The sequence below is a fragment of the Cellulophaga sp. genome, from assembly GCF_039943695.1.
In the GTDB taxonomy this organism is placed as follows: domain Bacteria; phylum Bacteroidota; class Bacteroidia; order Flavobacteriales; family Flavobacteriaceae; genus Cellulophaga.
In genome coordinates this window covers 1-14,324 of sequence record NZ_JBDVAA010000106.1, presented here as the reverse complement: position 1 = coordinate 14,324, position 14,324 = coordinate 1, and the positions used below count along the sequence as shown (strand labels likewise).

The following is a 14,324-nucleotide window of genomic DNA, read 5'->3' as shown; positions in this document are numbered from 1 at the left end:
TTTGTTTTGTAAGAAAATATGTTAAATTTTAGTTTTATTGGTATTTATAACTGAAATGCGTTGCAGAATAGCAATGTATTTGAAGTTTTTATTCATCTTTTAGCAATTCTAAGTCTACAAAACGTTTTTAATCTCCTCTTCTTAGGTTCCTGTAAATATTTCTGTATAAACAAATATGTACGTTTTAGCTATAATCCCTAGATGTTATAAAAGTCATAAATATGTAGTTATTTTTATTTTATACTGAGTAAATGATAAATAATATAGGTTTATATTGTAAAACCCTTTGTTTTAAGGGTGTTTTAAAATTAATATTTCAATATTGCTGTTGTAAAAAAAGTAGCACAACTCATCTAATATTAGTTTAATAACTTTGATTTTTATAATTTGAGAACTTGTACCAATAAGTTATTAGAGTAACCACTGTATAAATGAATGAGCTTTTTAATAAAATAAAAGAATTAAAAGACGAAAGTTTAAGGTCTAAGCATGAGCAATTAGTAACTGGTATTATAAATGCTATTAATGACAAGGATTTAAAAAAGGGAGATCGTTTGCCTTCTATTAATAACATGGTAAAGGAAGTTGGTTTTGCCCGTAAAACTATCGTTAGGGCTTATGAAGACCTTAAAGGAAGAGGCATTGTAGAGTCTAAAAACTTTAAAGGCTATTATATAGCTAACATAAATACAAAATCTAAGCTAAAAATTGCTTTGTTATTATATGCGTTTCAGGCTTTCCACGAGGATTTTTACAATACATTTAGAAAAGAGCTTGGTAAAAAATACCAAATAGATATTTTTTTTCATCATAATAACCTAGAGGTTTTTAAAAATATAATAGATACTGTTAATGGTAAATATGGGATGTATGTTATAGCGCCTATTCCTGTACCAGAAGTAGGGGTAATGCTACGCCAAATACCATCTGAAAAATTGCTTATTATAGATAGATATATAGAAATGCCACAGGAGTATTCTTTTATTTCTCAAGAGTTTGAAAACTCTACCTATCAAAGACTACAAGAATTATATGATGGTATTAAAAAGTATGATAAAATGATTCTTTTTTATAGAAGTGACTCTGATTATCCAGAAGGTATAAAAAATGGGTTTACAAGGTTTATTGATGATTACTCTATAAACGGATCTATACAAAAAACTCACAAACAAGGTAGTGTTAAAAAAAATACACTTTATTTTTTTATTAGTGATACCAATTTGTGGCAAGTGTTAAAAGACACAGTTCAAGAAGGTTACAAGTTAGGAGAAGATGTAGGTATTATTACGCATAATGATAGTGATGCTAAAGAAATTATTTTTAACGGCATTACCACTATTTCCGCGGATTTTAAAGAAATGGCTATTGAAGCAGCTGCATTTGTTAAAGATAAAATTGCTGTTCATAAAATTATTCCCTCTCAAATAAAGAAGAGAAATTCTCTTTAGTATCAATACCCAATTTTTAGTCACATTTTATTAGCTAATCTTTAAATTTATTTGTAAAAATTTGAAGATATGATATTTATGTATATATTTGCTTGTAGCATACTGTATCACAGTTTTGTTAAAATTAAAATAGAACAACTATAAACTTTAACACTTTATTAAATGACTAAGCAACAACTTAAGCTTTTGTTTTATGCAGCCATATTACTTATTGGCTTTGTAACAAATGCACAAACAAACACTGTAACAGGTACTGTTACAGATGGGGAATATCCACTACCTGATGTGAATATTTCTGTAAAGGGAACTACCAATGGAGTAATTTCAGATTTTGATGGTCTTTATACTATTAAGAACTTAACTTCTGGTGATGTTTTGGTATTTAGTTATGTTGGGTACATTACTCAAGAAATAGCATATACCAATCAAGAAACTGTAAATGTTGTAATGAAAGAAGATGCAGAAGCATTGGACGAAGTTGTAATTGTTGGTTACGGTACCTCAAGTAAAAGAGAGGCTACTAGTGCCGTAGCTACAATAAAAGGTAAAGAAGTAGTAAATACAATTGCTAGTAACCCAACAACGGCACTGCAAGGTAAACTGTCTGGTATACAAATTGAAGCTCCAGGTGGCCAACCAGGCGGATCTCCAAATGTGTTTGTAAGGGGTATAAACTCTTTAAGTAATGCTAACCCATTATACATTGTAGATGGTTTATTTGTAGACAATATGGATTATGTAAATCCAAAGGATATTGATGATATATCTGTATTAAAAGATGCCGCTGCTGCTGCAATTTATGGTTCTAGAGCAGCAAATGGTGTGGTTTTAATTAAAACAAATCATGGTAGAAAAAATCAGGCTTTAAAAGTAGATTTTAATGCCAGAGTAGGTGTAGATTCTCCTAGTAAAAAATTAGATTTTATTAATGGTGAGCAATATACCAATTACTTAAACCAACGTTTTATTAATGATGGTTCTGCTAACTCTGTAACTTGGAATGGAGTAAGTACAGATTGGCAAGAAGAGTCCTTACAATCTGGTATTGTAGAAGATTACGGATTGTCTATTTATGGTGGCGGTGAAGTTTCATCTTATTTTGGGTCTGTAAACTATTTTAACCAAGATGGTATTTTAGTAGGCTCTGGATTTAAAAGGTTAAATGCAAGGTTTAATTCTGAACATCAATTTAATAAATTAAAAATAACACATTCTTTAGGTATTACAGAAGGGGAGTTACAAAGTAATAATTGGTATGGTTTTGATGCCGTAACAGCACCAACAATTGCGTTATCTAATCCAAATTATGAAGGTGGTTTTGATGGGCCTTCTTTGCCTATTCACGGTCCTGGTGGTTTAAACCAGTACGGTTTGGCATCTTTAGAAGATAATAAAGAAACTACAAGAACATTATTTACAAGCTTAAAGTTAGATTATGATATTACAGACAATTTATCTGCCGCTGTAAATTTTGGTTTAGATTATAGACACAGAAAAAATTACCAATTTACTCCAACGTTTGAGATGACAGATCCTAACAATCCAATAGATGCTGTGCGTAATTTAAATGTAGTAAATGATTTAACAAACTATACGCAAGAGGATGTAAACTTGTTGTTTGAGCCTACTATTAATTATAAAAAAACATTTAATGATTTACATAAGGTAGATGTTGTTTTAGGATATACAAGATTTTTAGAAAACCAGACAAGCAACGGTTTGTACGGTGAGGATACTCCTAGTAATAATACAAGAGTAGCTAGTGCTTTAGGTACGTTAATACAACCATTAGGTGAAGATAATAAAGCTGCTTTATTATCTTATTTTGGGCGTTTTAACTATGGGTATGACAGTAAATATTTATTTTCTGCTACAGTTAGGAGAGATGCATCATCTCGATTTAATAAAGACAATAGAGTTGGTTATTTTCCTGCTTTCTCTGGTGCTTGGAATATTAGTAGCGAAGACTTTTTTGAGTCAGAAACAGTTAACTTTTTAAAATTAAGAGTTTCATATGGTGAACTTGGATCTTATCCAGATGCTTTTTACCCAACACAATCAGTATTTTTAGCCAATCAGTCTAACACTAGCTTTGGTGGTACTCTAGCACCTGGACTAGCGCAAACAAGACTAGCAGATCCTGACTTAGTTTGGGAAACAACTAAAACTTTTGATATTGGTGTAGACTTAGCAATGTTTAACAATGCTCTTAAATTTACAGCAGATTATTACACAAAAAATGTAGATGATGCTCTAGTACCTATTAGTGTACCATCTACTGCTGGTGTTAGTTTACCTGTTATTAGAAATGCTGGTACATTAGTAAATAATGGTTTTGAGTTTGATTTGAGTTACAAAAAATCTGATGGAGACTTTAAATATAATGTAAGCACAAATTTTTCTTTTAACCTTAAAAATGAAGCAAAAGATATACCTGCTACCATATTAGGCCCGGAAATAGATGAAGATTTACGTATTGTAAACAGAACACAAGCTAATAGCCCTGTTGGTGCTTTTTACGGTTGGACGGTTGAAGACAAAGTTAATCCAGCTACAGGAGATTTTGTACGTGTTGATACTAGTGGAGATGGTATTGTAGATGAAAATGATATAGGTATTATTGGAGATCCAACACCAGATTTTACATATGGTTTAAACTTTACTGGAGAATATAAAAATTTTGATATTGCATTAAACTTTAATGGTGTACAAGGAAATGAAATTTATAACGTTGGTCGTTATTACAACATTTTATGGCAAGATGGCGGTAAACTAACAGAAGTTTTAAACTCCTGGACTCCAACCAATACAGATACAAATATACCAAGAGCTACAATTGCTGATGAGCAGGGTAATAGAGCTCCTTCATCTTTCTTTGTAGAAGATGGTTCTTTCTTTAGATTAAAAAATATAGAACTTGGTTACAAATTTCCTAATGAAGTTTTAGGTACTGATTGGGTAAAAGATTTAAGAGTATCACTAAACCTACAAAATGTATTTGTAATTACTAGTTACAGCGGTTATGATCCTGATGTTGCCTCAACAAATGGTGGCCGAGCAAACATTAATTCTGGTGTGCCTGGTGTTAGAACTGCTGTAAACCCTTTATTAGGTAGGGGTTTAGATGCTAGATCTTATCCAAATGCAAGAACAATTAGTCTTGGTGTAACAGCAAGTTTTTAAAAAATAACTCATACAATTATGAAAAATATATATAAAATAAAATCGCCTTTTAGTACGCTATTATTAGTATCTATGGTGTTTATCTCTAGTTGTTCTGATGATGTTTTAGATCAACCAAATAATAATGCGACCTCTACAGGGAATTTTGGTAATACAGCAGAACAAGTAGAAACTGCTATTAACGGAGCTTTTCATCCAATAACAGGAACTTTTTTTTGGGGAAGAATTATACACACTGGAGCCTTTTTAAGGTCAGATGAGTATAACGTAATACCTTTAGATCTTAATACAACAATGTCTACTCTACAAGGTAAACCAGGAGATCGCTGGTCTACAGAGCTTTGGCAAGAACTTTACAAATCTATTTCTAGATGTAATAATATAATAGTTAATACATCTAAAGAAAGTATTGCAGAAGAAGATTACAATCCTTTAGTTGGACAAGCATATTTTTTAAGAGCTTTTGATTATTGGTACTTATTAAACTTATATGGTAATGTTCCTATTATTCCAGATACTCCAGATTTTGACAATCTTTTACTAAACCAGGCTCCACAAGCAGATGTTTGGAAACAAATAATTGAAGACTTAGAAAAAGCAGAAACAATGTTACCTGAAAGTTGGGATGGCACCAATTTAGGTAGAGTAACGTCTGGTGCTGCTACAGCTTTAAAAGGTAAAAGCTATTTGTATATGAAAGACTGGACAAATGCACACCAAACATTAAGTACCTTGGTTGGTAAATATGCCTTATTACCAGCATCAGAATACGGAGATAATTTTACTGAAGCTAATGAAAACAATGCAGAATCTGTATTTGAATTACAATTTTTAGGTCAAACAAACTTTGTTTGGGGTTCAGATATTCCGCAAACTGGTACAATGGGTAATTTTCATATAGATTATGCTCCGCCAGCTAAATCTGCTGACAACGGACATATTTTTAATCCTTGGTTAAAAAAATTGTTTGAAGATAATGGAGATACGTTTAGAAGAAATGAAACTTTAGTTTATGATTATCCTGGTTCTACAGGTTACGGCGGGTCTGACTATTTTACAGATTTTGCAGAAGATATAGGTATTGCAGAAGATTTTGGTGTAGAACCTATATTCTCTAAAAAATACGCTGGTTTAGATATAGGAGAAAGAACAGAAGTTGATAGATTAGGGACTAATGTTGGTACTAATTGGAGGGTTATTAGATATTCTGATGTTTTACTAATGTTAGCAGAAGCATTAAATGAAGATGCACAAACAGCAGAGGCTATAGGATATTTAAATATGGTTAGAGAAAGACCAGGTTCTGGTTTAACAGCAACTACAGCTGTATCTCAAGACGAAGTTAGACAGGCTATAATAGAAGAACGAGCAATGGAATTAGCTGGTGAAGGTCATCGTTATTTTGATTTAGTACGTTGGGGATTAGCAGACGATTATTTGGGGGCAACATCTTTACACGTAACAAATGGTGCGCAACCTAATCATCCAAAATCTATTAGTGGTGGTACGTTTACTCCTGGTAGAGATGAAGTTATTTGGATTCCTAACTCAGAAAGAGATGCTAATCCTAATTTAAAACAGAATCCTAATTATTAAAGAATTGAGTTAGTTTTTTTTGAATTTTTTTAATTTACAAATAAGAGCCAAGTTTTTATAACTTGGCTCTTATAACTAAACTCTTTATTATTTTGAAATATCTAATCTTTTATTGCGCCATTCTAACATTATTTTTCTCTTGTTCTAACCAAAACAAAGAGGAACGTTTTACGTACGTTACTACCAGTGACTCAAACCTAGATTTTAATAATACTATTATAGATAATGATAGCTTAAATATAGTTACGTTTCAATACATATATAATGGTGGAGGCGTTGGTATTGGCGATTTTAATAATGATGGTTTACAAGATGTTGTCTTTACAGGAAACCAAGTATCATCTAAAATATACTTAAATAAAGGCAAGCTTACTTTTTTAGATATTTCTGAAGAGGCCAATTTTACTACCAATTCTTGGGTAACAGGTGTTGCAATTGTAGATATTAATGCAGATGGTTGGGATGATGTTTACTTAAGCGTTGGCGGACCAAATTGTAATAACGACTGTAATAACTTACTTTTTATTAATCAAAAATTAAACAAAAATGGTGTACCAACTTTTAAAGAAGAAGCAGAGGCATACCAATTAAACGATCCTAGATACAGTCAACAAGCTGTATTTTTAGATTATGATTTAGATGGTGATTTAGATGTGTTTATTGGTCACAATGGTAAGGTTCGCTTTTCTCAAAATTCACCAGTACCAAAACATTATATGCCAAAAGAATTGGCAGATTATTTACTACGTAATGATAGTAAAAAAGGAGTAGACCATCCTATTTTTACAAATGTTTCAGATTCTTTGGGCATTACATATCAAGGGTTTTCATTGGGTGTAAGTGTACAAGATATTAATAATGACAATCTACCAGATATTTATGTTACAAACGACTTTTTAACAGAAGATTTAGTGTACCTAAATAAAGGTATGGACACTACAAATAACAAGCACAGAGGTTTTTCTGAAATAAATAAGAAATTTTTAAGTCAGCAAACCTATAATGCAATGGGTGTAGATATTGCAGATGTTACAAATAATGGGTATCCAGATGTGCTGGTTTTAGATATGTTTCCTGAAAACTACAGCAGACAAAAAAGTATGTTAGGGACTATGAACTATGATAAGTTTTTAACCTCTAAAAGAAATAATTACACACCGCAGTTTATGCATAATTCTCTGCAAATTAATAACGGATTATTAAAAGATTCTATTTTAAAGGCTAGTGAAACTAGTAATTTGTCTGGTATTGCTGCCACAGACTGGAGTTGGTCTCCTATGATGGTAGATTTTGATAATGATGGTGATAAAGACATATATATTACTAATGGCTATGTAAAAGATATTACAGATTTAGATTTTATAAATTACTCTAAGCAGAGTACTATTTTTGGCTCAGAAGATTCAAAAAACAAAAAATTATCGCAACTAATAGCTAAAGCTCCAGGTGTTTTTGTTCCAAACTATTTTTATGAGAATAACAATAGCTTAAAGTTTACAGATGTTAGTACCAATTGGGTTTCTCCTAAAAACTCTTTTAGTAATGGTGCTGCCTTTACAGATTTAGATAATGATGGAGATTTAGATATTGTAGTAAATAACATAAATCAAAATGCATTTATTCTCCAAAATAACACAACAACTTTAGAGCCACAATCTAACTTTTTAAGGCTAAAGCTTAAAGGAACATCAAAAAATAAAAAAGCAATTGGCGCAAAAGTAAATTTGTGGTCTAATGGTGTATTGCAAACGCAATACCAGTCGCTTACACGTGGTTATTTATCGTCTGTAGAACCAATTCTTCACTTTGGTGTAAAAACTACAAAGGTAGACTCTCTACAGGTTATATGGCCAAACAATTTGATTTCTACTTTGTATAACCCTAAAATTAATTCAGTTTTAGAAATCGATATTTCATCAGCTAAAGAAAACAATATAAAAACAGTTGCAACAGCAACTATATTACAAACCAACACATCTATTTTACCATTTACACATAAAGAAAATAGTGGACACGATTTTGTTTCTCAACATTTATTAATGCGCCAATACTCTAAATTTGGACCGTGTATAGCGGCTGCTAACGTAGATTTAAAAGTTGGAGATGAGCTCTTTATTGGTGGTAGCAAAGGAGAACCTTCTACTGTATGGACACAGAATAAGGACGGAGTTTATCAAATTACTCAAAAATTAGATAGTATTTATGAAGATACTGCGGCTAGCTTTGTAGATATAGATAATGATAACGATTTAGATATTTACGTAGCAAGTGGAGGGTCTGAGTTTGCTACAAATTCACCTGAATTACAAGACAGAATTTACATTAACAACGGAAAAGGAGTTTTTTCCTTAGCTACTAATAATTTACCAAAAATAACAAATATTGGGTCTTGTATTGCTGCAAATGATTATGATAAGGATGGCGATATAGACTTTTTTATAGGTAGTAGATTGGTTAAAGGTCGTTACCCAACAACACCAGAAAGTAGCTTGTTACAAAATAATTCGGGCATTTTTACTGCTATTAAAAACGATGCTTTAACAGGCATTGGTATGGTTACAGATGCAACGTGGCAAGACGTTAATAATGATGGTTGGCAAGATCTAATTGTAGTAGGAGAGTGGATGTCTATTTCAATTTTTATAAATAACAATGGTACCTTAAAAAAGAGCACTCCTAACTGGGTAAACGCTGCTAATAAAGCCACAGAAGTTTTGGGTTGGTGGAACACCATTAAAGCTGGTGATTTTGATAATGATGGCGATATAGATTTTATTGCAGGTAACCAAGGAGAAAATAGTTTTGTTTGCCCTAAAGAAAATAAGCCTGTATACGTTTACAATAAAGATTTTGATAACAACGGAAGTATAGACCCTATTGTGGCGCAGTATTTTAACGACCCAACCAAAAATAACGTTCTACTTCCTGTACAAACTAGAGATGATGTTATGAAACAATTGGTTGTTTTAAAACAGAAATACAATAGCTATAAAGATTTTTCTAAACCAGATTTTGTAACACTATTAGATATAAAAAATTTAGATGAAGAAACGCTTAAAGCAACCACTTTTGCTAGCAGTTACATAGAGAACTTAGGAAATAACACTTTTAAAATAACCAAATTACCACAAGCTTGTCAGCTTGCTCCAATAAACGACATTCTTATTAAAGACATAAATAACGATGGCTATTTAGATGCCCTTCTTGTTGGTAACGACACTACAGCAGAAACAATTTATGGCACAACAGAAGCTATAAAAGGAGTGTATTTAAAAGGTAGTGAAAATGGATTTAAAGTAGTAAACACTGCTAATTCGGGTTTCTATGTACCACATCAATCTAACCATATAATAGAAGTAAATACAAAAGATAACAACAGCTTATTTATTGCAACGCAAAACAATACAAAAACACAAAACTTTACAATTAATAAAAATATAAAATGATAAAACAAACGACTATCATTTCTGCTGAAGATATACAAATAGAGGGTAATACAAGTAATTTTATTACCACAATAACCAACTTGTCTACACAAGACCAAGTAACTATATTTAATATTAGTATAAACGCTAAAGAAGCACAAATACCAGGACCAATTTCATTAAAATGGAAAATTCCTGCACATAACGTTAAAGGTATTTGGAAACCTACTACAGATTTTAATAAAAGAATACAAGCAGATTGGGAGTTGCAATTTATGGAGTCTCGCGTTTCTATAGACGCACCAATTATTAGCTTATTTGGTAATGACGATACAAACACACATACTTTTGCGTGTTCTAATGCCATAAATATGCTTGAGTTAAATGCACAAATTAGAGAAGAAGATGATTGTTTTTACTGTTTTGTAACACTCTTTACAGAGCGTCATTTTCCTTTAAGTGAATTTAATATGCAACTTAGAATAGATGCTAGAGATATTCATTTTTCTGATGTATTAAAAGATGTTTCTAAATGGTGGGAAACTTTTGATGATTTACAACCTACAAGCGTACCAGAAATTGCAAATGCTCCTTTATATTCTACTTGGTACAATTTTCATCAAAATTTAGATGAAGACCTTTTAGAAAAAGAATGTAAAAAGGCTAGCGAATTAGGGTATAAAGCTATTATAATTGATGATGGTTGGCAAACAAACGATGGCAACAGAGGTTATGATTATACGGGAGATTGGTTGCCAGAACGTATCACCAAAACAAAAGAGTTTGTAAGTAAAGTACACGCTACAGGTTTAAAAGTAGGCTTTTGGTATTCTGTACCTTTTTGCGGAAAAAAATCTAAAGCATACAAACGTTTTAAGGGCAAGTTTTTAACAGAAAACCACAGATGGGCTCCTGTTTTTGATCCCAGATACCCCGAGGTTAGAGATTATTTAATAAACATTTACAAATCGGCTTTAGTTGATTGGAACTTAGACGGATTTAAATTAGATTTTATTGATGATTTTAAGTTTTACCCAGAAACTAAAAAAGAAATTACCACAGATATGGATTATACGTCTGTTAATGAAGCGGTAGATAGACTGCTTTTAGACGTTATAAGTACTTTAAAAGCAATAAAACCAGATGTTTTTGTAGAATTTAGACAAAAATATACAGGTCCGGCTATGCGTAAATATGGTAATATGTTTAGAGCTTTTGATTGCCCTGGAGACGCAACTATGAACCGTATTAGAATAGCAGATATAAAAATGCTAGCTGGTAATACTGCAGTACATTCTGATATGATTACCTGGCATAATGATGAGCGTTTAGAAGTAGCAGCTTTACAACTTGTAAATACTTTGTTTGGAGTGCCACAATTATCGGTTTTATTAAAAGATGCTCCACAAGAATTTTTAAATATGATTGGTTTTTATACCAAATATTGGAATAAAAATAAAGAACTAATTACAACGGGTAATTTTACACCTTTTAAGCCTTTAGCTAATTACCCTGTAAAGCAAGTTGTAAACCAAAATAAGTTGCTTTTAGGTGTTTTTGATGATTATGTGGCACAAATTAACAGCAAAACTCAATATATAGATATTTTAAACGGCAAGCTTTCTACTAGTTTAATTGTACAGAATACGCAAGATTTAGGTACTTATACAGGAACAATTTACAATTGTGAGGGTACCGTAATAAGTACCAAAAAGTATGCTTTGAATAAAGGAATTTTAGCTGTAGAAATTCCGTCTTGCGGATTACTTAGATTAACACAAAAACAATAAAATTATGGATACACTTTCTATTATATCATTCTTAGGGTTTACCATTTTAGTAGGTTTTGTAGCGTGGTATGCCACAAGAAAAACCGATGAAAGTACAGCAGACGGATATTATTTGGGCGGTAGAAGTTTAGGAGCTATTACTATTGCAGGCTCCTTACTACTAACCAATTTATCTGCAGAGCAAATAGTAGGCTTAAACGGACAATCTTTTGCAGAAGGTGTATTGGTAATGGCTTGGGAAACATTGGCTGCAATTGCAATGATTTTTACAGCAATTTACTTGTTACCTAAGTATATGCGTTCTGGTATAACTACAATACCAGAGTTTATACAAGACAGGTTTGATGGGCAAACAAAAGCCATTTTATCTATCTTATTTTTAATAGCATTTGGTGTGGTTTTATTGCCAACCATTTTATACTCTGGTTCCTTGGCTTTTAGTACTATGTTTAATTTACCCGAAACACTAAATATTTCTCAAGGAGCTGTAATTCAGCTTTGTGTTTGGTCTATTGGTATTATAGGTATTATTTATGCTATTTTTGGTGGATTAAGGGCTGTGGCTATTTCAGATTTAGTTAATGCTATTGGGTTACTAATAGGCGGTCTTTTAATTCCAATTTTTGGATTAATGGTAATTGGTGATGGTAGTGTTACAAACGGTTTAGATATTTTGTGGACCAGTAACCCAGAGAAGTTTAACGCCAAGGGTAGTGTTACTTCTTCTATTCCTTTCGGGACTATTTTTACGGGTATGATGATTGCTCAAATGTATTACTGGGGAACCAACCAATCTATATTACAGCGTGTTTTTGGTGCAAAAAGCTTAAAAGAAGGTCAAAAAGGAATGATTTTAGCCGGATTTGTAAAATTCTTAATTCCAGTAATTGTGGTTTTACCTGGTATTATTGCATGGCATTTATTCGAGGGGAATTTAGAAAACGCAGATCAGGCATACCCAGCATTAGTGCGTAAAGTATTGCCTGGTGCTTATTTAGGTTTCTTTGCTGCGGTATTATTTGGTGCTATATTAAGTTCTTTTAACAGTTTATTAAATAGTAGTGCCACGCTTTTTGGATTTGATTTATATAGACAGTATTTTAGTAAAAATGCATCAGACAGCCAAACAGTAAGAGCAGGTAAAATATTTGGTTTTTTCCTAGCTATTGTATCTATATTAATTTCTCCTTTAATAGCAAATGCTCCTGATGGTTTGTTTGCGTATATACAAGAATCTTTAGGTAGTTTAAGTGTGCCTATTTTAGCGGTTGTTACAATGGGGATTGTCTCTAAAAAAGTACCTGCAATTGGTGCAAAAATTGTGCTTATTGGTGGTGTTATAATGTATTTGGTGAGTCAGTTTGTACTAAGCCCATATTTTGTGAATAAAGCACTAAAAGACGCTGCACTTTTTGGTATCACAAATACAGAACAACTTGCAATAATTAAAGCAGAAGCATATCCACATTTTTTACATATTATGGGGATTTTATTTGTAGTAAATAGTATTATAATGTTAATAGTAGCCAAAATAAAACCAAAACAAGATGAGTATATTCCAAAGGTTACAGAAGAAATAGATATTGTACCTTGGAAATATGCAAAAATTATCGGTTTAATAATTACTATCTTAGTATTAAGTACATACCTTATTTTTTAAGCAACGCAGTAACAATCAGATTTTATAGAGAATGGAAAAAAAATATGTAATAGCATTTGACCAAGGGACTACAAGCACTAGAACAATCATTTTTGATCAAAAAGGTGGTATAAAAGCCATTTCTCAGAAAGAATTGACACAGCATTATCCACAATCTGGTTGGGTAGAACATGATCCTGTAGAAATTTATAAAGATCAATTAAGTACGTTTTATAAAGTAATTGAAGAATCTGGAATTTCCCCTGAAGAAATAGCATCTATAGGTATTACCAACCAAAGAGAAACTACCGTTGTTTGGGACAGAAATACAGGTGAACCTATATACAACGCTATTGTTTGGCTAGACAAGCGTACAACGCCTATTTGTGAAGATCTTAAACACAAAGGGTATACTTCATATGTAAGAGAACACACGGGCTTGGTTATAGATTCTTATTTTTCTGCCACAAAAGTAAAATGGATTTTAGATAACGTAGAAGGTGCAAAAGAAAAAGCAAATAGGGGAGAACTCTGTTTTGGAACTATAGACAGTTGGTTAATTTTTAAATTTACTAACGGAGAAAAACACCTTACAGATCATACAAACGCATCGCGCACACTTGTGTATGATATTAAAAATTTAAAGTGGGATGATACGTTGCTTAATGCATTAGAAATTCCTAAAAGTATGTTGCCAACGGTGCAAAAATCATCGTCGGACTTTGGAAACGTGGAATATAAAGGAACAAAAATTCCTATTTATGGTGTTGCCGGTGACCAACAAGCATCATTATTTGGACAAGGAGGTTTTAAATCTGGTATTGCAAAAAACACTTATGGTACAGGATGTTTTATGTTGCTTAATATTGGTAAAAAACAAGTGGTTTCTACCAAAGGATTATTAACTACATTAACGTGTAGCCTAGATTCTGAACCTATAAAATACGCTTTAGAAGGTAGTATTTTTGTAGGTGGCGCATCTATACAATGGTTAAGAGACAGACTAGAGCTTATAGATAATGCTGCTGATACCGAAGAAATTTGCAACAGTATTCCGCCTTTAAAAAGTGTGTATGTTGTACCTGCTTTTGCCGGTTTGGGCGCTCCGTATTGGGATGCCAATGCAAAGGGTAGTATTTATGGGATGACGTTAGATACAGGTAAAAAAGAACTTATAAAAGCCACCGTAGATGCTTTAGCTTACCAAACTAAGGACGTTATTGATGCTATGATTGAAGATAGC

General features: G+C 32.2%; 7 protein-coding genes. All 7 read left to right on the top strand.

Annotated elements, in window-relative coordinates; translation table 11 throughout:
- Nucleotides 1-431 precede the first annotated feature (431 nt).
- On the top strand, nucleotides 432-1,448 hold the full coding sequence (locus ABJD66_RS06965; RefSeq protein WP_348129733.1) for a GntR family transcriptional regulator: 1,017 nt from the start codon (nucleotides 432-434) through the stop codon (nucleotides 1,446-1,448).
- Between the two features lie 162 nt (nucleotides 1,449-1,610).
- Nucleotides 1,611-4,631: a TonB-dependent receptor gene (locus ABJD66_RS06960; RefSeq protein ID WP_348129730.1), complete on the top strand. Its 3,021-nt coding sequence runs from the start codon at nucleotides 1,611-1,613 to the stop codon at nucleotides 4,629-4,631.
- Nucleotides 4,632-4,649: 18 nt separating this feature from the next.
- Nucleotides 4,650-6,227, top strand: a complete 1,578-nt coding sequence (locus ABJD66_RS06955; RefSeq protein WP_348129727.1) for a RagB/SusD family nutrient uptake outer membrane protein — start codon at nucleotides 4,650-4,652, stop codon at nucleotides 6,225-6,227.
- Between the two features lie 92 nt (nucleotides 6,228-6,319).
- Nucleotides 6,320-9,673: a VCBS repeat-containing protein gene (locus ABJD66_RS06950; protein ID WP_348129724.1), complete on the top strand. Its 3,354-nt coding sequence runs from the start codon at nucleotides 6,320-6,322 to the stop codon at nucleotides 9,671-9,673.
- Complete coding sequence (locus ABJD66_RS06945; protein ID WP_348129721.1) at nucleotides 9,670-11,442, top strand: glycoside hydrolase family 36 protein; 1,773 nt, start codon at nucleotides 9,670-9,672, stop codon at nucleotides 11,440-11,442. The genes ABJD66_RS06950 and ABJD66_RS06945 overlap by 4 nt, the downstream gene beginning before the upstream one ends.
- Nucleotides 11,443-11,446: 4 nt before the next feature.
- On the top strand, nucleotides 11,447-13,102 hold the full coding sequence (locus tag ABJD66_RS06940; RefSeq protein ID WP_100895963.1) for a solute:sodium symporter family transporter: 1,656 nt from the start codon (nucleotides 11,447-11,449) through the stop codon (nucleotides 13,100-13,102).
- Nucleotides 13,103-13,133: 31 nt separating this feature from the next.
- A partial coding sequence (glpK, locus tag ABJD66_RS06935; protein ID WP_348129717.1) for a glycerol kinase GlpK occupies nucleotides 13,134-14,324 on the top strand: 1,191 nt, incomplete at its 3' end.

What these genes read in the sequence shown, in the direction of transcription:
- ABJD66_RS06965 (WP_348129733.1), top strand. Translation starts at nt 432, where the DNA reads ATGAATGAGCTTTTTAATAAAATAAAAGAATTAAAAGACGAAAGTTTA.
- ABJD66_RS06960 (WP_348129730.1), top strand. Translation starts at nt 1,611, where the DNA reads ATGACTAAGCAACAACTTAAGCTTTTGTTTTATGCAGCCATATTACTT.
- ABJD66_RS06955 (WP_348129727.1), top strand. Translation starts at nt 4,650, where the DNA reads ATGAAAAATATATATAAAATAAAATCGCCTTTTAGTACGCTATTATTA.
- ABJD66_RS06945 (WP_348129721.1), top strand. Translation starts at nt 9,670, where the DNA reads ATGATAAAACAAACGACTATCATTTCTGCTGAAGATATACAAATAGAG.
- ABJD66_RS06940 (WP_100895963.1), top strand. Translation starts at nt 11,447, where the DNA reads ATGGATACACTTTCTATTATATCATTCTTAGGGTTTACCATTTTAGTA.